Here is an 18,015-nt window from a genome sequence, read left to right as displayed (position 1 = left end):
TTAAGTAGGGCGGGACACGTGAAATCCTGTCTGAAGATCGGAGGACCACCTCCGAAGGCTAAGTACTCCTTACTGACCGATAGCGAACCAGTACCGTGAGGGAAAGGTGAAAAGCACCCCGACGAGGGGAGTGAAACAGTACCTGAAACCGGACGCCTACAAGCAGTCGGAGCCTCCTTGAGAGGTGACGGCGTACCTTTTGTATAATGGGTCAACGACTTGGTCTAACGAGCGAGCTTAAGCCGATAGGTGTAGGCGCAGCGAAAGCGAGTCTTAAATGGGCGACAGAGTTCGTTGGATCAGACCCGAAACCAGGTGATCTAGCCATGAGCAGGATGAAGGTAAGGTAACACTTACTGGAGGTCCGAACCAACACCCGTTGAAAAGGGTCTGGATGACTTGTGGCTAGGGGTGAAAGGCTAATCAAACCTGGAGATAGCTGGTTCTCCGCGAAAGCTATTTAGGTAGCGCCTCGGACGAATACCATCGGGGGTAGAGCACTGGATGGGCAATGGGGTCCCACAGACTTACTGAGCCTAACCAAACTCCGAATACCGATGAGTAATATCCGGGAGACACACGGCGGGTGCTAACGTCCGTCGTGAAGAGGGAAACAACCCTGACCTGCAGCTAAGGCCCCTAATTCATGGCTAAGTGGGAAAGCATGTGGGACGGCCAAAACAACCAGGAGGTTGGCTTAGAAGCAGCCATCCTTTAAAGATAGCGTAACAGCTCACTGGTCTAGATAAGCTGTCCTGCGGCGAAGATGTATCGGGGCTCAAGCCATGAGCCGAAGCTCGGGATGCACAGCGATGTGCGTGGTAGCGGAGCGTTCTGTGATATAGAACGCTGTCTCTTGTTGATCCTTTATCCTCGGATAATGGGGACCAACGCAGAGACACTGTTCTTTCTGTGAAGCCGGGCTGTAAGGCATCCGGTGGAGAGATCAGAAGTGAGAATGTTGACATGAGTAGCGACAAAGAGGGTGAGAGACCCTCTCGCCGAAAGTCCAAGGGTTCCTGCTTAAAGCTAATCTGAGCAGGGTAAGCCGGCCCCTAAGGCGAGGCCGAAAGGCGTAGTCGATGGGAACACGGTTAATATTCCGTGGCCAGGAGGATGTGACGGATCTCGAAGATTGTCTTCCCTTATCGGATTGGGAAGGCCGTTCAGAGGTTCCTGGAAATAGCCCTCCATCAGACCGTACCCTAAACCGACACAGGTGGACAGGTAGAGTATACCAAGGCGCTTGAGAGAACCACGTTTAAGGAACTCGGCAAAATGCTCCCGTAAGTTCGCGAGAAGGGAGCCCCGTCTGTACGCAAGTATGGGCGGGGGGCACAATCCAGGGGGTGGCGACTGTTTACTTAAAACACAGGGCTCTGCGAAGTCGTAAGACGACGTATAGGGTCTGACGCCTGCCCGGTGCCGGAAGGTTAAAAGGAGGGGTGCAAGCTCTGAATTGAAGCCCCGGTAAACGGCGGCCGTAACTATAACGGTCCTAAGGTAGCGAAATTCCTTGTCGGGTAAGTTCCGACCTGCACGAATGGCGTAACGATCTCCCCGCTGTCTCAAACGTGGACTCAGCGAAATTGAACTGTGTGTCAAGATGCACACTACCCGCGGTTAGACGGAAAGACCCCATGAACCTTTACTCTAGCTTTGCATTGGCATCAGGAATGTGATGTGCAGGATAGGTGGTAGGCATTGAAACTTGGACGCCAGTCTGAGTGGAGCCATCCTTGAGATACCACCCTTCGCCTTCTTGATGTCTAACCGCGGTCCGTTATCCGGATCCGGGACCCTGCATGGTGGGGAGTTTGACTGGGGCGGTCGCCTCCCAAATCGTAACGGAGGCGCGCGAAGGTTGGCTCAGACCGGTCGGAAATCGGTCGTTGAGTGCAATGGCAGAAGCCAGCCTGACTGCGAGACTGACAAGTCGAGCAGAGACGAAAGTCGGCCATAGTGATCCGGTGGTCCCAAGTGGGAGGGCCATCGCTCAACGGATAAAAGGTACTCTGGGGATAACAGGCTGATGATGCCCAAGAGTCCATATCGACGGCATCGTTTGGCACCTCGATGTCGGCTCATCTCATCCTGGGGCCGGAGCAGGTCCCAAGGGTACGGCTGTTCGCCGTTTAAAGAGGTACGTGAGCTGGGTTTAGAACGTCGTGAGACAGTTCGGTCCCTATCTGCCGTGGGTGCAGGAGGCTTGAGAAGAGTTGACCCTAGTACGAGAGGACCGGGTTGAACGAACCACTGGTGGACCTGTTATCGTGCCAACGGTAGTGCAGGGTAGCTATGTTCGGACAGGATAAACGCTGAAGGCATCTAAGCGTGAAGCCCCCTTCAAAACTAGGCCTCCCTTGAGGGCCGTGGTAGACCACCACGTCGATAGGCCAGAGGTGTAAGTGCGGTAACGCATTCAGCTGACTGGTACTAATTGCCCGATTGGCTTGATTTGATCCGGTAAAAGCAAGGCATAAACCTTCGCTAACCGACAGACAGCCATATACAAGCACCAAAAGTCGTACAGACCTGAACAATACATCGATGTTCGCGGATCAAATCCGCAAGTCTCTGTTCCGGTTTGGTGGTCATAGTGGTGGCTAAACACCCGATCCCATCCCGAACTCGGCCGTTAAGGGCCTCTACGCCAATGGTACTGCGTCTCAAGACGTGGGAGAGTAGGTAACCGCCAAACCTGATCAGAGACTTCTCTCTCCAATACGATACAAATCCCCTCATACTAACCCCGAGGGGATAACGGCCGCGGGGTGGAGCAGCCAGGTAGCTCGTCAGGCTCATAACCTGAAGGTCACAGGTTCAAATCCTGTCCCCGCAACCAGAATTACTGATAGATATCAGTGTATTAGGCCTCCTTCGGGAGGTCTTTTGCATTTGAGCCCAAAACATCCGGAAGCATATCGGAAGCACTTGCGCGGAAACCGTAGCGGGAAATCGGCGGAGGTCATGACCTGCCCCCTGCTCTGCCCCCTGGAAACTGGACCGTCTTAAGCTGGAGTTTTCGGCTAGTTTTCCCTGGCTGGGAGAGGAGCTGAAGACGATGAAGGCATCGAAGTTCACGGAAGCGCAGAAGGCGTTCATTCTGAAGCAGGGCGAGGAAGGCACGCCTGTTGCCGAGATCTGCCGCAAGGCGGGGATCAGCCAGGCCACATACTTCAACTGGAAGAAGCGTTATGGCGGGTTGCTTCCCGATGAGATGCGGCGGTTGAAGGCGCTTGAGGACGAGAATGCACGGCTGAAGAAGATCGTGGCGGACCTGACGCTCGACCGCGAGATGCTGCAGGACGTCATCCGCCGAAAGCTCTGAGGCCTGTCCGGACGCGCAAGCTTGTTGACGGGCTTCTGGTTGACTGGGGTGTCTCGATCCGACGGGCCTGCCAGGCGCTGCGGTTCGACACTTCGAGCTACCATTACAAATCCCGTCGCACCGGGCAGGCCGGCCTCGAACTGCGGATCCGCGAGATCTGCGAAACGCGTGTGCGCTATGGCTACCGGCGCATCCATGTGCTGCTGCGGCGGGAGGGCTGGCAGGTGAACATCAAGAAGACACGCAGGATTTACAATGAGTTGGGCCTGCAGCTGCGCAACAGGCATCCGAAGCGCCGGGTGAAGACGAGGCTGCGCGAGGACCGACAGGAGGCCTCCGGACCGAACGAGGTCTGGGCGATGGATTTTGTCCATGACCAGCTCGCCCTGGGCAAGAAACTGCGGATCCTGACCATCGTGGATATCCATTCGCGTTATTGCCCGGCGACGGATCCCCGATTTGCTTACCGGGGCGAGGATGTGGTTCAGACGCTCGAACGGGTCTGTCGGCAGATCGGCTACCCGCAGACGATCAGGGTCGATAACGGCAGCGAGTTTATCTCCCGCGACCTGGATCTGTGGGCCTATGCCAATGGTGTCACATTGGACTTCTCCCGACCGGGGAAACCCACCGACAATGGCTTCATTGAGGCGTTCAACAGCAAGCTGCGGGCGGAGTGCCTGAACGCCCACTGGTTCATGGACCTTGCGGATGCGCGCGAAAAGTTGGAGGCTTGGCGCAGAGACTACAACGAGGTCAGGCCTCACAGTGCGATCGGTTACAACGTGCCGATCAACCTGCATATTCCCGGTGGCGCAGCCAGCCCGCCTCCGTGATCAGAGCCGCGAAACTCCAGATCGCGGCGGTCCTAACCAAGGGAGCAGAGCACCCCCATTCGCTGCCCGAAGGGGCCAGCGATGCCTTAGCGGTTCAGAGCCATCGCGATGGTCCCGGAGGACTTGCCCACGGCACAGTCACGGAAAATGCGGCGCACGACTGCGGCCTCGTTGATGGTGCGATCACTGCGTACGGCCTCGCCACGGCCATCGAACTTCTTCACCACATCGTAGCCATTGCAGAGGCCACTGCCGGATTTGCCGTCCTCGACGCGGCCGCGCAGTGAGCTACTCCCTGTGGGGCTCTCCTGGATGGCTTGAGACAGGCGGTGACGCGCCGACCGACCAAAAGACCAGCCATCCCTTAGAAAAGCTGAAGCTCAGCTCGTTCGTGCGAAGGCGTCACAACGTGTATCGAGCCGCCGGAACGCTTCGTGACAGGTTCGGCATCAGCTTCTGGCGCGCGGCTTCATAGTTAGCGAGATCGGAAGCGTCAGGCAGCGATGGTATGGTCGCGAACTCTCCCTGGTCGAAGCCCGCAAGCGCGGCGTCGACCATCGCTTCCGCAGTCATGACGATCTCAGACGGCAGATGTTCGACCGGAGTGCCCGATAGTTCCCAGAAATCCGTCGCGGTCGCACCTGGCAGAACCGCCTGGACCCTGACGCCTTTGTCTTCGAGCTCATGCCGAAGTGACTGACTGAAGGCCAGCACGAAAGCCTTGGACGCGCCATAGACGCCGTTCAGCAATTCTGGCGCGATTGCGACGATGGAGGCGATGTTTATAATTGTGCCGCCGCCTCGGGCGACCAGGCCTGGTACTGCTGCATAGGTCAGCCGCGTGAGTGCATTGACGTTCAAGGCGATCATCTTGTCCATCGTGTCGATGTCGGAGCTCAGAAGCGGGCCGGTCGCACCCATCCCGGCATTGTTGACGAGCGCCGTGATACTGACATCTGTCCGCAAAAGCTCTTCGACGCGCGAGATGTCGGCCTTATTTCGAAGGTCCGCAGTGACGATTTCAACGGACCGGCCGGTATTGTCTGCGATATTCCTGGCGAGAGCGTCGAGGCGACTGCGATTGCGTGCCACCAGGATCAAATTATAGCCCCGACGGCTCAGGCGGTCGGCATAGATCGCGCCGATTCCGCTTGAGGCACCGGTAACGACCGCCGTGCCCTTGTCACTTGTTGTCATGGTAATCTCCTTACTATCCGCGGCGACTGATCGCGAGCTTCACATGATGACGGTATAGCCTCTTTCATTTATGTCTAAAATGTCATATAACCACCTATTTCAGACAGTGAGCACATCCCTCATGCACACAATCGGCTTCGTCGTCTTTCCTGGCTTTCAGGTCATGAGCTTTGCGGTCATCACCGCATTCGAAATCGCAAATCATGCTCTGGGCACATCTGCCTACAGAATCTCGTTGCTCTCCGAGAATGGCGGCCTGGTACAATCCTCCGCCGGGTTCGGCGTCGAGACCGTAGCCTTTGGCAAATTCCCATTCGATACCGTCATCATCGGGGCGGGGACTGAGATCGAACCGGTCACGCCCGCGCTCACCGAATTCCTGCTGCGATCCATGAAGACGGTCAGAAGGATGGCCGCACCCTGCACGGGCGCTTTTGTACTGGCGGAAGCGGGTATACTCGACGGCCGGCGGGCGACGACCCATTGGCATTTCGCGAAGGAGTTGCAGACGCGGTTCCCGGCCGTGAAGGTCGAGGAGGACCGGATCTATATCACCGACGGTCCGGTCTGGACGTCGGCTGGCATGACCGCTGGCATCGATCTCGCTCTCGCCATGATCGAAAATGACCATGGTGTCGAAGCGGCGCGATCAGTAGCGCGCAAACTGGTGGTCTACCATCGCCGTGCAGGCGGCCAGTCGCAATTCTCGACACTTCTGGAGCTTGAGCCGAAATCGGATCGAATCCAGCGCGCTCTTGATCATGCGAGACGAAATCTGAAGGACACTCTCTCGGTCGAGGAGCTGGCGCAGGCGGCCAGCCTCAGCCCGCGTCAATTCAGCAGGGCGTTTCGCGCAGAAACGGCACAGACGCCCGCAAAGGCAATCGAGCACCTTCGCGTCGAAGCGGCCAGACTGATGATAGAAGATGGTCGGCATTCCCTTGACGCAATCGCCTCTGAAACCGGCTTCGCCGATCGCGAACGTATGCGACGGGCCTTTCTTCGGGTTCTTGGCCAGCCTCCGCAGTTTATACGTCGGCATGCGCGGGCAACGGCATGAATGGGCACATCAATGGAGATGTCTTATCATCCTCTCATTGCCGGCCCTCCAGCGCCTCTGTTACCCTCAGTATCCCAATGCGATTTCCATAATCTCCACCGCCCGAACGTCCAGCGTCCCCTACCCCGGAAAGGCATGCGGAGATCTTCTGGCACAGTGCAGCATGTTTCGCGCGGCAATAACGGCAGCGGCCATTGACGCTGAACGAGCGCATTGACCGACCCGGGTAAGCGATTTCTGCCGCGAATGCCCGGAGGCAGTCATATCGCTAGCACGACCGGCCAGCGGTGGCCGGAACAGTGGCTCCAGCCCCCATATCAGACGCACAGAACCGGCAAGATGCCAGAGGCAGGCTATCTCACAGGCGGCCGCCGAGACCCGCGTGCTCAACGACAAGTTCATCGAAGCACATACTCTTGGGTTCGGCGCATTTGAGACCATGGTCTGCCAAATCACATGGGACTAAATCGTCGCGACATGCGGGCTGTCGCGCGATGAACCGGAAGCGTTTCCAGATTGCAAAGGACGGGCTGACCTGGCTGACATGAGGTTTCCGGAGCCGCCCGCGCTGACCAGGGTGGTCTTTGATGCAGTGATCGCCAGACAGCCGACATCCGGATCCGCGTTGCACTGATCAACTGCTTCAACGCTCCCGGCACCGCCGGGATCGAACGCGTGGCATGGGCTCAGCTGGGAAAGGGGCGCGTCCGGCTGGTGCCTGACCTCTGCAAAAACGCCGATGCGTCACCAGGCGGGCTTTCGGCCAGGACATGGGGCCGAAGCCGGGCTGGGCTTAATAAACGGAAGTGGGTGTCAATCTTACATGCGTCGGCTGCGCTGCAGCGCCGCAAAAAGCCCGCCGGACAGCATCAGTAAGACGCCTGTCTGGAACAGCTCCGGACGGTAGGCTTTCGGGATCAGCAGGTAATCAACGCTGCAAAGCGACAGCATCAGCTGGCAGGTATAGCCCGATGTGCCCCAGAGGCAGGGCGCGGCCTGGCTGTATTTGCCGTAGCCCTCGCTGACGATGGTGCCGAAAATCACATACCACCACATGAGGGCGAGGAGGATAAGTCCGGCTCCGACAGCCAGCACCCAGACCGGTCGCAGACGGTCAGACATCCTCCAGAACTCCGAGGCTGGCAAGAAGCCGCGTTCTCAGCGCAATCAGCACGGGGTCATCGCGGCGGCGGGGATGCGGGCGGTCAACCCGCAGTTCCTCGATGATGCGGGCCGGGCGCGGCGAGAACAGCACCACCCGATCGGCAAGCAACAGCGCCTCTTCAACATCATGGGTGACGAGAAGGGCGGTAAAGCCACGATCCTGCCAGAGGCGGATCAGATCCTTTTGCAGATTGAGCCGTGTCAGGCTGTCAAGTTTGCCCAGCGGTTCATCCAGCAACAAGAGGCGCGGGTCATTGACCAGCGCGCGGGCAATCGCGGCGCGCTGCGCCATGCCGCCGGACAGCTGATGCGGGTAGGCCGCGCCGAAAGCCTCAAGGCCGACGAGACGCAGCGCCTCATCGACGCGGGCCTGCTTTGCGGCCAGCTCGCCGCGCGCTTCGGGGCCGGCTTCGACATTGCGGCGCACGGTGCGCCAGGGGAAAAGGGTGGCTTCCTGAAAGACGAGGATGCGTTCGGGGCCAGGGCCGGTGATCGCCGCGCCGCCGGCCAGCGCCTCACCCGCGCGCGGCAGTTCCAGCCCGGCCGCAAGCCGCAGAAGGGTAGACTTGCCGCAGCCGGATGGGCCCAGCAATGCGACGAATTCGCCGGGCGCTATGTCGAGGGATACATCCTCCAGCACCGGCAACAGCGCGCCGCCGATATCATACCCATGCGAGACATGGTCGAAGCGCAGCCCGACGGGGGTGACAGCAGACATCAGAGGATCCCCTTTTGCCAGCCCAGCAGCCGGTCCCGGATCAGGAACAACAGCTTCACCAGCCCGGCACAGATCAGCGCCATGACGATCAGCGCGGCATAGACATTGGCATAGGCCGAATAGGCCGTGTTGAACTGCAGATACCAGCCGAGGCCGAATTTCGCGCCCAGCATTTCGGCCACCACCAGAACGGCAAAGCTGTAATAAAGCCCCATGAACAGCCCGACAAACACATTGGGCAGCGCCGCCGGAATGGCGATCTTGGTCACCTGCCAGCGGTTGCTCGCGCCAAGCGTCCGCGCCACATCGTAGAATGAGCGGTTGACCTGGGATATCCCCGATGCCGTCAGGATCGCGACCGGGATCCCCGAGGCCAGTGCCACCAGAAACACCGAGGCCTGAAAGGTCGAGGGGAAGATGAAAAAGGCGCAGGGGATCCAGGCGCTGGCAGGCACCGGTCCGATCAGTTTCAGCACCGGCATGCCCCAATAGGCGAACCTCTTTGACCAGCCCAGACCCACCCCGGCCAGAAAGCCTGCTGAGATGCCGATGAAAAAGCCCAGCCCCCAAAGCCGCCCGGTATAGGCGATACAGATCAAAAGCCGGTCCCAGTCGGTCATATAGACATGCAACAGACCCTGGGGCGGTGAAAAGAACGGCTTAGGCAACCAGCCGAGCTTTGCGGTGATCACCTCCCACAGCAAAAGCCACAGGCCCAGCACGATAAACCAGGGGCCGTAATGCGTCAGGGTGCTGCGCTGCCCGGGCGGCACGGTGAAGGCCAGCGCGAGGAAGATCGCGGCGATCGTGCCCGTGAGCGCGGCGAAGGTGCCGGTCGCCCCCCATTGGATGACATCAGGCAGGATCAGTGTCGCCACCGAGACCGAACCCCAGGCCAGCGCGGCCAGCAGGCCGTCGCGCCAGATGGGCAGGGGCAGGCGGGTGGCGGAGGCGTAAACCCCCGCCCGATTTCAGGCAGATCGCTCATTCCGGGTCGTCCAGTCAGGGGTCAGGCGAAAATGTCGATGGTGATGCGGCTGGCGATCTCTTCCGGATCGGTCGAGGCATCGGCCACGCCGGTCAGCTTCAGATCCTCATAACCGCGTCTGACCTCATCGCGCAGTTTGTCGCCGAACCAGTGCTCGTGATAGGTGAAGGAGGCCAGAACCTCGGTCAGGGTCTCGACCGACATGCCGGGGCGCAAAGTGTCGAAATACCATTGCGCGACCTCGTCGGGATGGGCGGCGGTATACTGATGCACCTCGAGATTGGCTGCGGCGACGCGTTTCAGCGCGTCTTTATTGCTCTCATAATAATCCCCGTTCACACCCAGCACACAGCAGACCCGATCCTGGAAACTGAGCGTCTGGGTATCGGCGACGCGGTGGAATTTGTGTTCTTTTTCCCAGCCGTAAGCCCAGGGATCCATATGCGCCAGCGCGTCCGCCTCGCCGCGCAGCACGGCCTCGGCCACCAGATCGAAGGGGAAGACCTTCCAGGTCACATCCTGATCGGGGTCAAGCCCGGCTTTCTTCAGCGCGACCGAAAATGCCACGCGCGAGGGCGACATCACATCAAAGGTGCCGATGGTTTTGCCGCGCAGATCCTCCAGCGTTCTGATGCCGCTGTCCTGGGGTGTCAGGATGCTCTGGCAGCCGCCATGCGACCCGGCGAAAAGTTTGACGTCAAAGCCCTGCTCGATCGGTTTCAGCCAGTCATAAAGCAGACCCGGCCCGGCCTCGGCCTTGCGGGTGGCAAGGGCCTGGATCAGGGTCTGGCCGCTGGCGCCCTGGTAGAACAGTTCCACATCCAGCCCGTGTTTCTCGAAAATGCCCTTTTCCAGCGCGAACCCGACCGGGGCGTGGCAGGCGGCCACTTCGGTCCATTCAAGTTTGATTTTGGTCAGGTTGCCGGCCATGGCGCGGCGTGTGCTGATCCCGGTCGAAAGCCCGGCCGCGCCAAGGCCCGCCGCCGCCGCGCCGGTTGTCAGAAGGGTGCGGCGCGAAAGGCCGTTTCGAAGGGATGCTGTCATAATGCGGGTTCGCTTTTGTTAAGAAGGGAAGGGGTAACCGGGAGCCGTAATGGATCAGGTCAGAGGATAGATCAGGGCCGGGGGAACAGGATTTCGAAGACCACCCTCCGGCTGGCACAGCCATGTCTGGCTATATGGGCCGGGGGAAATTCCCTCTTGCGGCGGGCACAGGGTCATCGCCGGCGTAGCCGCGTTTCCAGCCAGCGGCTGTAGCGCGAGCCGCCATAGCAGAGCAGGAAATAGATCAGGGCCGCGAAGACATAGGCCTCATCGTAAAACCCCAGCCATTGCGTGTCAGTGGTCGAGGCCCGGGCGGTGTTCAAAAGATCAAACGCGCCGATCACCGCCAGCAGCGAGGTCGCCAGCAGAAAGCCGATGCCAAGATTGACCAGCCCCGGGATCACCTGGCGCAGGGCCTGGGGCAGCACCACCAGTTGCATGATGCGCCAATAGCCCAGCCCGAGTGACTGTGCCGCCTCGGCCTGGCCCGGGCCAACGGTTTGCAGCCCGCCCCGCACGACCTCTGCCAGATAGGCGGTCCAGAACAAAGCGACCATGATCGTGGCGCGGATCAGCTTATCCAGGATCACACCCTGCGGCAAAGCCAGCGGCAGGATCAGCATGGCGAAATACAGGATCGCAACCATCGGAATGGCGCGCATCACCTCAATATAGGTGACCGCAATCAGCCGAAGCCCGCCCATATCCGAGGCCCGCGCCAGCGCCAGAAGCACAGCCGCCGGAAAGGCAAAGGCCATGCAGGTCGACCACACCAGCAGCGTCACCGGCAGCCCACCCCAGTCGTTCAGCGAGACCCGCGTGAGGATCCCCCCGGTCCATGTCCCGCCCGCCATCAGCGCCCAGGCCAGTGCCAGCGTGACCGGCCAGGCGAGGATCAGGTACGGCCCCCAGAAGCGCGGCAGCGCCGATGCCACCATCAGACCCAGCAGTGCTACGATCACAAGGATCGGCCGCCAGAGATGCTCGCCCGGATAGAAGGCGAAAAGGATGAACCGCGCCTTGGCGCGCAGGAATGCCCAGCAGGCACCGCTGGCGGCGCGGCATTCCTCTTGCGTGCCGCTGAAGACAGCGTCGGTAACCGCCCAATGGATCAAAGGCGGCAGGATCAGCGCCAGCATCAGCACCGAGGCCAGCGTCAGCACGGTGTTCAGCGGCCCGCCCGCAAGGCTGCGCCACAAGGGCGCCACCAGGTCGCGGCTGCGATAATTCATAAAAATCACGCTCATCTGCGCCCCTCTCCGCGCATCGCGACGCGGCGGTTGTAATGGTTCATCAGCGCGGCCACGCATAGGTTGAGCATGAGGAAGGTCCCCGCCATGATCAGGACTGCCTCGATGGCCTGGCCGGTGGTGTTCGCGGTGGTATTCAGGACCGAGACGAGATCGGGATAGCCGATCGCGACGGCGAGGCTCGAATCCTTGGTCAGATCAAGAAAGACCGAAGTGGTCAGCGGCACGATCACCCGGAGCGCCTGCGGCAGGACCACAAGGCGCATGATCTGCCAGTCGGACAGGCCCATGGCGCGGGCGGCTTCACGCTGGCCCTCTGGGACGGAAAGGATGCCGGCGCGCACGATCTCGGCAATCGCGGCCGAGAATTTCACGACCAGCGCGATCAGAAGCGCGGCATATTCCGGCGACAGCGTCAGCCCGCCCCGCACGTTGAGCCCCTTGAGCGCGGGGATGTCAAAGCTGAGGCCTGCCTGCCAGAAAATGCCGGCGATCAGCGTCAGGGCAACGGGCCAGGTGCCGCGCCTCACCCTGGCAAACCGGCGGAGCGCCAGCACGGCGATGATCACGACCGCGCAGGCCAGAAGCGGCCAGAGCCAGCCAGCCTCGACCACCGGCGCGGGGACATAGACGCCGCGATTTGTCAGCCAGATACCACCCCCATGCACCGCCTGTTTCGGCCCCGGAAGGTTGCGCGCCAGTGCGATCCAGAAGAACAGCTGCAACAACAGCGGCGTGTTGCGGATCAGCTCGACATAGATCCTGACCAGACGGGTCAGAAGCGGGTTCCCCATCAGCCCCAGAACCCCAAGCGCCGTCCCGAGGAAAGCCGCCAGCACGCAGCCCACTGCGGCCACACGCAGCGTGTTGATCACGCCAACACCGATGGCGCGCAGATAGGTGTCACCGGCGGAGAAGGGGATCACGCTCTCGCCGATCTGGAAACTCGCGGCGCGCGTGAGAAAGGCAAAGCCGGGCGAGATCCCGGCTTTCTCCAGCGCGGCGGCGATGTTCTGGCCCAAAAGCCAAAGCCCGGCCAGGATCACCAGGACCAGAGCCAGCTGGGTATAGGGGCGCGGCCCCCACCATGCGACCAGCGCGGGGATAACCCCGCGCCGATGCGGTGACCGGCCCCGCCCTGCCTCATTGGGCCCTGCCTCACGGAGGGGGATGCTCACCTTTGTTGACCTGCTCAGCGGAAGGGCGGCGAATAGAGCAGCCCGCCATTGGTCCAGATGTCGTTATAGCCGCGCTTCCAGCCCAGCGGCGTCAGATGGCGCTCATAGATCTCGCCGTAATTGCCCACGGTCTTGATGATCTTATAGGCCCAGTCCGGCTTGAACCCGATGGCCTCGGCCAAAGACGGATCAACCCCGAGGAAGCGCTGGATCGCCGGATCTTCCGATTTCAGGAACTCGTCGACATTGGCCGATGTAATGCCCCATTCCTCGGCCTGGATCGTGGCATAGACGGTCCAGTTGACGATTTCGAGCCATTGGTCATCACCGGCCTTGATCGCAGGCGCGAGCGGCTCTTTCGACAGGCGCTCGGGCAGCAGAACATAGTCATCGGGGTTCTTCAGCTGTTGCAGCTTGCCCACGAGATCCGAGCTGTCCTGGGTGATCGCATCGACCCGGCCCGATTCAAGGGCTGCGATGAATTCCGATGTGTCTTCGATGGTGACCGGCGTGAATTCATGGCCGGATTTGCGGAAGAAATCGGCGATGTTCAGCTCGCCCGTGGTGCCCGATTGCACCCCGATCACCGCGCCGTCGAGCTCTGCCGCCGAGGTCACGCCAAGCTCCTTGCGCGCAAGGATGCCCTGGCCGTCATAAAACACCGTCGGCCCGAAATGGAAGCCGAGATTGAAGGCGCGGTTGATTGTGACGGTGACGCCCGACAGGAGGATGTCAAATTCGCCGGCCTGAAGCGCGGGCAGGCGCTGTTGCGGCGACGAATTGGTGAACTCCACCTTGCCGTCTTCATTGAAGACCGCGATCGAGAGCGCCCGGCCATAATCAATGAAGAAGCCCTGCCATTTGCCCTCGCTGTCGGGCGAGAAGAAACCCGGTGTGGTGCCGACACCGACCTTGATCACGCCGCGCTCTTTGATCGCGTCCAGCGTGCCGCCTGCGGTCGCGGGAAGGGCAGTTGCGGCAAGTGCCGCTGCTGCTGCAAGACCGCGCAGGGTGCGGCCGAAAAGTCGTTCATAGCTCATGGAAAGATGCTCCGATATCTGCCGGTTTCATGAGCCAATCCGAGCGCGGAGCCTGAATTATATCAAGTATCTTGCTGATTTACATGATATTTCTGTAATTATGCGACTGAAGAGCAGCTCTCTTTCGCCGCAGGGACGGCGCGGAGAATAATTCTGCTGCCGCCCGCCGGCGCTGCTTTTCGAATCACGTCAGATACAGGCTGCGCGGCCATGCCAGGCAAAGAAATTCTCTGTGGTTCTTCCCGTTCCGGGGCGGTTTCGCGCAGAAAAGATCAACTCTCCTGCCGGGGCAGGGGCGAAGGAAATCTCCTTCCCTGAACGCCCCTGATAAGACGATTGAAACAATCGTGATGATTTGACGATGCTGGTCCCATCTCACCTTGCGGGCCGTTGCCCGACCCCCTGATCCACCAGAAAGGATGATCCCGATGGCGACGACCAGCCTGCACCCCGAGACGCTCGCCCTGCATGGCGGCACCTGGCGCACCGACCCGGCGACCGGCTCGCTCGCGGTGCCGATCTACCAGAATACCAGCTTCCAGTTTGACGATACCGCCCATGCCGCGCGTCTGTTCGCACTAGAGGAGCTGGGAAACATCTATTCCCGCATCGGCAATCCGACGACTGACGCGCTGGAAACCCGGCTCGCGCAGATCGAGGGCGGCGCGGCGGCGCTGGCTCTGGCCTCGGGGCAGGCCGCGACGTTTTTCGCGCTGACGAATATCGCCCAGGCCGGCGACAATATCGTCTCCTCGACTGATCTCTATGGCGGCACGGTCACGCTGTTGTCGAATACGCTGAAGCAGTTCGGCATCGAGGTGCGGTTCGTGGATCAGGCCGATCCGCAGAATTTCGCCAAAGCGACTGACGACAAAACCCGCGCCTGGTTTGGCGAGACGCTGCCGAACCCCAAGCTCCAGGTCTTCCCGATCGCGGAAGTGGCCGAGCTGGGCCGCAAGCTCGGCGTGCCGCTGATCCTCGACAATACGGCGGCGCCTTTGACCGCAAAGCCCCTGAAACATGGCGCAGCGGTGGTGGTCTATTCGACAACGAAATATATCGGCGGTCATGGCACCGCGATTGGCGGCGCGATCATTGATGGCGGCAATTTCGACTGGGAGGCCCACGCCGCCCGTTTCCCGCTTTTGACCCAGCCCGATGCCGCCTATCACGGCGCGATCTGGACCGAGGCTTCGAAACCCCTTGGCCCCATCGCCTATGTGCTGCGCGCGCGGGTCAAGCTGCTGCGTGACATCGGCGCCTCGGTCGCGCCGCAAAACGCCTTCCTGACGTTGCAGGGGCTGGAGACGTTGCCTTTGCGCATCCGCCAGCACAATGAAAACGCCCGTCAGGTAGCGGATGTGCTGGCCGCGCTGCCAGGTGTGACCCAGGTGATCTATCCCGGCCTGCAAGGCGGCGAGGCCCGGCGCCGCGCCGATACCTATCTGGAAGGCGGCTATGGTGCGCTGATCGGGTTCGAGCTGGAAGGCGGCGTTGATGCCGGCCGCGCCTTTATCGACGCGCTGCAGCTTTTCCATCACGTGGCGAATATCGGCGATGCGCGCAGTCTCGCGATCCATCCGGCCTCGACCACGCATCAGCAGCTGACCGGGGCTGAACAACAGGCCGCAGGCGTCACGCCGGGCTATGTGCGGCTTTCGATCGGGATCGAGCATCCGGAGGATATCATCGCCGATCTGAAGCAGGCTCTTGCGGCGGCATCGGGCAATCGCGACCGCAAGGCCGCGTAAAGTCCCGCCGCGAAACCCGGGCGTAAACCCCGGGGCGGGGAGGGCCCTCCCTCTCCCCGCATCTTACCTTGCCATGCGCCGGATCAGGAGCCCACATTGTCCAGCACCCTTCCCATTCTCGATGTCTCGCGTTTCCATGCCGGGCCTGACGCGCGTGCCTCTTTCGTTGAGGAACTGCGCGCGGTGCTTCATGATCACGGGTTTTTCTACCTGACCGGCCATGATGTCCCCGAGACGCTGATCCAGGATCTCAAACGCCTGTCACGGGCGTTTTTTGCGCTGCCCGAGGCGGATAAGCTGGCGGTCGAGATGGTGAAGTCGCCGCATTTTCGCGGCTATAACCGCGCCGGGCTGGAACACACGCGCGGCGAGCAGGACTGGCGTGAGCAGATCGATTTCAACACCGAAGGCGAGCCCCTCCCGGATGGTACAGATCCCTGGAGCCGGCTGCATGGCCCAAACCAATGGCCCGACGCGCTGCCCGATCTGAAACCGGTGGTGCTGGATTATCAGGAGCGGGTGACGGCGCTTGGGATCGACCTTTTGCAGGCGATTGCGCTGGCGCTTGGCCTCGAGGCGGAGGCGTTCCGCGCGGTTTACGACCCGCAGCCGACCCAGCTTCTGAAACTGATCCGCTATCCGGGGCGCGATGTGGCCGAAACCGATCAGGGGGTCGGCGCGCATAAGGATGGCGGCATCATCACCATTCTCTTGCAAGACGAGGTCGAGGGGCTGCGGGTTCAGACGCTTGAGGGAGACTGGATCAGGGTGCCGCCGCTGCCGGGCACATTCGTGATCAATTCGGGCGAGCTTTTAGAGCTGGCGACCAATGGCTTCGTGCGCGCGGATGTGCATGACGTGATCGCCCCGCCGCCTGGGGTGGAGCGGTTTTCCTACGCCTTCTTCCTAGGCGCGCATTACGATGCCGAAATCCCGGTCCTGCCGCTGCCAGATGCGCTGAAAAGCCGCGAACGCGGGCTGACGGTCGACCCGCTGAACCCGCTCTTTCGTAATGTCGGGCTGAACCATCTGAAAAGCCGCCTGCGCTCGCATCCCGATGTGGCGCATGCCCATCACGGCGATCTGCTCAGGGCGGGGCTGGCCGGGAACGGCTGAACGCCGGTTCAGGCCGGAAAGAACCGGTTCGGCGGGCGCTTCAGGCCAAGGTGGTTGCGCAGCGTTGTCCCTTCATAGTCGCGACGGAAAAGGCCGCGGCGTTGCAGTTCCGGCACCACCTGATCGGTGAAATCGGTCAGCCCCGCCGGCAGGAAGGGGAACATGATGTTGAACCCGTCAGAGCCGCCCTGGTCGAGCCATTCCTCCATTTCATCGGCGATGCTTGCGGGTGTGCCGATGAAAGAGAGGCCGGAATAGCCGCCCTGTCGCTGCGCCAGCTGACGAACGGTCAGCCCCTCGCTTCGGGCCATTGCGATCACCCGGTCGCGGCTGGATTTCGACTGGTTGGTCTCGGGCAGATCCTCGGGCAAAGGCGCATCCGGGTCAAAGCCCGATGCATCAAGCCCGAGCGCGATCGACAGGGACGCGATGGCGCTTTCAGAATAGACCAGACTGTCAAGCGCGGCACGTTTCGCCTTTGCCTCGGCAATGGTCTCGCCCACGATCACAAAGGCGCCGGGCAGGATCACGATATCTTCGCGCGCCCGGCCCGCCGCCACCGCCCGCGCTTTCACATCGGCATAAAAGGCGCGTCCATCGGCGAGGCTTTGCGGCGCGGCAAACACCGCCTCGGCGGTTTCCGCCGCAAGCTGGCGACCGGGCTCGGAGGCGCCGGCCTGCACGATCACTGGCCAGCCCTGCGGAGGCCGCGCGATGTTCAGCGGTCCGCGCACCGAAAGCTCTGGCCCTTTGTGTCCCAGCACATGCATCCGGCCCGGGTCGAAATACTGGCCGCTTTGCAGGTCACGCGTGAAGGCATCATCGGCAAACGTGTCCCAGAGCCCGGTCACCACATCATAGAACTCCCGCGCCCGTGCATAGCGGTCGGCATGGTCAGGCTGGTCTTCGCGCCCGAAATTCAGGGCCGCATCGGGGTTTGAAGTGGTGACGATGTTCCACCCCGCGCGCCCGCCGGAAATATGATCCAGCGAGGCAAAGCGCCGCGCGACGTGATAGGGCTCGTCATAGCTGGTCGAGGCCGTCGCGATCAGCCCGATCCGTTCCGTCACCGCCGCCAGCGCGGATAACAGCGTGAAGGGTTCAAACGAGGTGACGGTATGGCTGCGCCTGAGCGCCTCGACCGGCATATTCAGCACGGCAAGGTGGTCGGCCATGAAAAAGGCGTCAAACTTCGCCGCCTCGAGCCTTTGCGCCATATAGGTCAGATGGCGGAGGTTGAAATTCGCATCCGGCCAGGCACCGGGATAGCGCCATGCGCCGGTATGCAGCGAGACCGGCCGCATGAAGGCGCCGAGGTGAAGCTGACGGTCACGGCTCATGA

General features: G+C 61.2%; 14 protein-coding genes, 1 tRNA gene and 2 rRNA genes (1 of these 17 only partly in view). 7 read left to right on the top strand and 10 right to left on the bottom strand.

Going from position 1 to position 18,015, the window contains the following annotated elements:
- The 4 genes from QNO18_RS22920 to QNO18_RS22905 all read left to right on the top strand — a co-directional run.
- Nucleotides 1–2,461 (top strand): 23S ribosomal RNA (locus QNO18_RS22920) (it extends 448 nt beyond the left edge of the window).
- Nucleotides 2,462–2,586: 125 nt separating this feature from the next.
- Nucleotides 2,587–2,701 (top strand): 5S ribosomal RNA (rrf, locus tag QNO18_RS22915).
- Between the two features lie 67 nt (nucleotides 2,702–2,768).
- Nucleotides 2,769–2,845: transfer RNA gene (locus tag QNO18_RS22910), tRNA-Met, on the top strand.
- Nucleotides 2,846–3,064: 219 nt separating this feature from the next.
- Nucleotides 3,065–4,167, top strand: a protein-coding gene (locus tag QNO18_RS22905; RefSeq protein ID WP_283179784.1) for an IS3 family transposase whose coding sequence is annotated in 2 segments (ribosomal slippage) — nucleotides 3,065–3,326 and nucleotides 3,326–4,167 — 1,104 coding nt in all. Because the reading frame shifts where the segments join, the coding sequence is not laid out codon by codon here.
- Nucleotides 4,168–4,253: 86 nt separating this feature from the next.
- Here QNO18_RS22905 and QNO18_RS22900 read toward each other — a convergent pair.
- On the bottom strand, nucleotides 4,254–4,391 hold the full coding sequence (locus QNO18_RS22900; RefSeq protein WP_349293938.1) for a hypothetical protein: 138 nt from the start codon (nucleotides 4,389–4,391) through the stop codon (nucleotides 4,254–4,256).
- A 178-nt stretch (nucleotides 4,392–4,569) separates the two neighbouring features.
- Complete coding sequence (locus QNO18_RS22895) at nucleotides 4,570–5,364, bottom strand: SDR family oxidoreductase (RefSeq protein WP_283179783.1); 795 nt, start codon at nucleotides 5,362–5,364, stop codon at nucleotides 4,570–4,572.
- Between the two features lie 121 nt (nucleotides 5,365–5,485).
- On the opposite strand from QNO18_RS22895, the gene QNO18_RS22890 reads away from it, so the two are divergent.
- Nucleotides 5,486–6,424: a GlxA family transcriptional regulator gene (locus QNO18_RS22890; RefSeq protein ID WP_283179782.1), complete on the top strand. Its 939-nt coding sequence runs from the start codon at nucleotides 5,486–5,488 to the stop codon at nucleotides 6,422–6,424.
- A gap of 819 nt (nucleotides 6,425–7,243) precedes the next feature.
- On the opposite strand, the gene QNO18_RS22885 is transcribed toward QNO18_RS22890, so the two are convergent.
- From QNO18_RS22885 to QNO18_RS22855, 7 genes are all read right to left on the bottom strand, one after another.
- Nucleotides 7,244–7,546, bottom strand: coding sequence for a hypothetical protein (locus QNO18_RS22885; RefSeq protein ID WP_283179781.1), 303 nt, complete (start codon nucleotides 7,544–7,546; stop codon nucleotides 7,244–7,246).
- Nucleotides 7,539–8,306, bottom strand: coding sequence for an ABC transporter ATP-binding protein (locus tag QNO18_RS22880; protein WP_283179780.1), 768 nt, complete (start codon nucleotides 8,304–8,306; stop codon nucleotides 7,539–7,541). Before QNO18_RS22880 ends, QNO18_RS22885 begins: the two co-directional genes overlap by 8 nt.
- Nucleotides 8,306–9,184, bottom strand: coding sequence for an ABC transporter permease subunit (locus QNO18_RS22875; RefSeq protein WP_283179779.1), 879 nt, complete (start codon nucleotides 9,182–9,184; stop codon nucleotides 8,306–8,308). Before QNO18_RS22875 ends, QNO18_RS22880 begins: the two co-directional genes overlap by 1 nt.
- A 131-nt stretch (nucleotides 9,185–9,315) precedes the next feature.
- The gene (locus QNO18_RS22870; RefSeq protein WP_283179778.1) at nucleotides 9,316–10,338 is read right to left on the bottom strand and encodes an ABC transporter substrate-binding protein; all 1,023 of its coding nucleotides are present in this window, start codon (nucleotides 10,336–10,338) and stop codon (nucleotides 9,316–9,318) included.
- A gap of 173 nt (nucleotides 10,339–10,511) precedes the next feature.
- Nucleotides 10,512–11,585: an amino acid ABC transporter permease gene (locus tag QNO18_RS22865; RefSeq protein WP_283179777.1), complete on the bottom strand. Its 1,074-nt coding sequence runs from the start codon at nucleotides 11,583–11,585 to the stop codon at nucleotides 10,512–10,514.
- On the bottom strand, nucleotides 11,582–12,766 hold the full coding sequence (locus tag QNO18_RS22860) for an ABC transporter permease subunit (RefSeq protein ID WP_283179776.1): 1,185 nt from the start codon (nucleotides 12,764–12,766) through the stop codon (nucleotides 11,582–11,584). The genes QNO18_RS22865 and QNO18_RS22860 overlap by 4 nt, the downstream gene beginning before the upstream one ends.
- Before the next feature lie 14 nt (nucleotides 12,767–12,780).
- Nucleotides 12,781–13,806 (bottom strand): amino acid ABC transporter substrate-binding protein, encoded by a 1,026-nt coding sequence (locus QNO18_RS22855; protein WP_283179775.1) that lies wholly within the window; start codon nucleotides 13,804–13,806, stop codon nucleotides 12,781–12,783.
- 428 nt (nucleotides 13,807–14,234) lie between these two features.
- Here QNO18_RS22855 and QNO18_RS22850 point away from each other — a divergent pair, with 428 nt between their 5' ends.
- Together QNO18_RS22850 and QNO18_RS22845 are read left to right on the top strand one after the other, a co-directional pair.
- A complete protein-coding gene (locus tag QNO18_RS22850) occupies nucleotides 14,235–15,557 on the top strand; it encodes a PLP-dependent transferase (protein ID WP_283179774.1) in 1,323 nt (440 codons plus the stop codon).
- Nucleotides 15,558–15,653: 96 nt separating this feature from the next.
- The gene (locus QNO18_RS22845; protein ID WP_283179773.1) at nucleotides 15,654–16,673 is read left to right on the top strand and encodes a 2-oxoglutarate and iron-dependent oxygenase domain-containing protein; all 1,020 of its coding nucleotides are present in this window, start codon (nucleotides 15,654–15,656) and stop codon (nucleotides 16,671–16,673) included.
- Between the two features lie 8 nt (nucleotides 16,674–16,681).
- Here the strand turns inward: QNO18_RS22845 and QNO18_RS22840 are convergent, their stop codons facing one another.
- A complete protein-coding gene (locus QNO18_RS22840; protein ID WP_283179772.1) occupies nucleotides 16,682–18,013 on the bottom strand; it encodes an LLM class flavin-dependent oxidoreductase in 1,332 nt (443 codons plus the stop codon).
- Between the last annotated feature and the right edge of the window lie 2 nt (nucleotides 18,014–18,015).

It is taken from the genome of Gemmobacter sp. 24YEA27 (genome assembly GCF_030052995.1).
In the GTDB taxonomy this organism is placed as follows: Bacteria; Pseudomonadota; Alphaproteobacteria; order Rhodobacterales; family Rhodobacteraceae; genus Pseudogemmobacter.
Note: the sequence above shows the minus strand (reverse complement) of the source record. Positions and strands in the feature narration are given on the sequence as shown.

What these genes read in the sequence shown, in the direction of transcription:
- QNO18_RS22895 (WP_283179783.1), bottom strand. Translation starts at nt 5,364, where the DNA reads ATGACAACAAGTGACAAGGGCACGGCGGTCGTTACCGGTGCCTCAAGC.
- QNO18_RS22890 (WP_283179782.1), top strand. Translation starts at nt 5,486, where the DNA reads ATGCACACAATCGGCTTCGTCGTCTTTCCTGGCTTTCAGGTCATGAGC.
- QNO18_RS22885 (WP_283179781.1), bottom strand. Translation starts at nt 7,546, where the DNA reads ATGTCTGACCGTCTGCGACCGGTCTGGGTGCTGGCTGTCGGAGCCGGA.
- QNO18_RS22880 (WP_283179780.1), bottom strand. Translation starts at nt 8,306, where the DNA reads ATGTCTGCTGTCACCCCCGTCGGGCTGCGCTTCGACCATGTCTCGCAT.
- QNO18_RS22870 (WP_283179778.1), bottom strand. Translation starts at nt 10,338, where the DNA reads ATGACAGCATCCCTTCGAAACGGCCTTTCGCGCCGCACCCTTCTGACA.
- QNO18_RS22865 (WP_283179777.1), bottom strand. Translation starts at nt 11,585, where the DNA reads ATGAGCGTGATTTTTATGAATTATCGCAGCCGCGACCTGGTGGCGCCC.
- QNO18_RS22855 (WP_283179775.1), bottom strand. Translation starts at nt 13,806, where the DNA reads ATGAGCTATGAACGACTTTTCGGCCGCACCCTGCGCGGTCTTGCAGCA.
- QNO18_RS22850 (WP_283179774.1), top strand. Translation starts at nt 14,235, where the DNA reads ATGGCGACGACCAGCCTGCACCCCGAGACGCTCGCCCTGCATGGCGGC.
- QNO18_RS22840 (WP_283179772.1), bottom strand. Translation starts at nt 18,013, where the DNA reads ATGAGCCGTGACCGTCAGCTTCACCTCGGCGCCTTCATGCGGCCGGTC.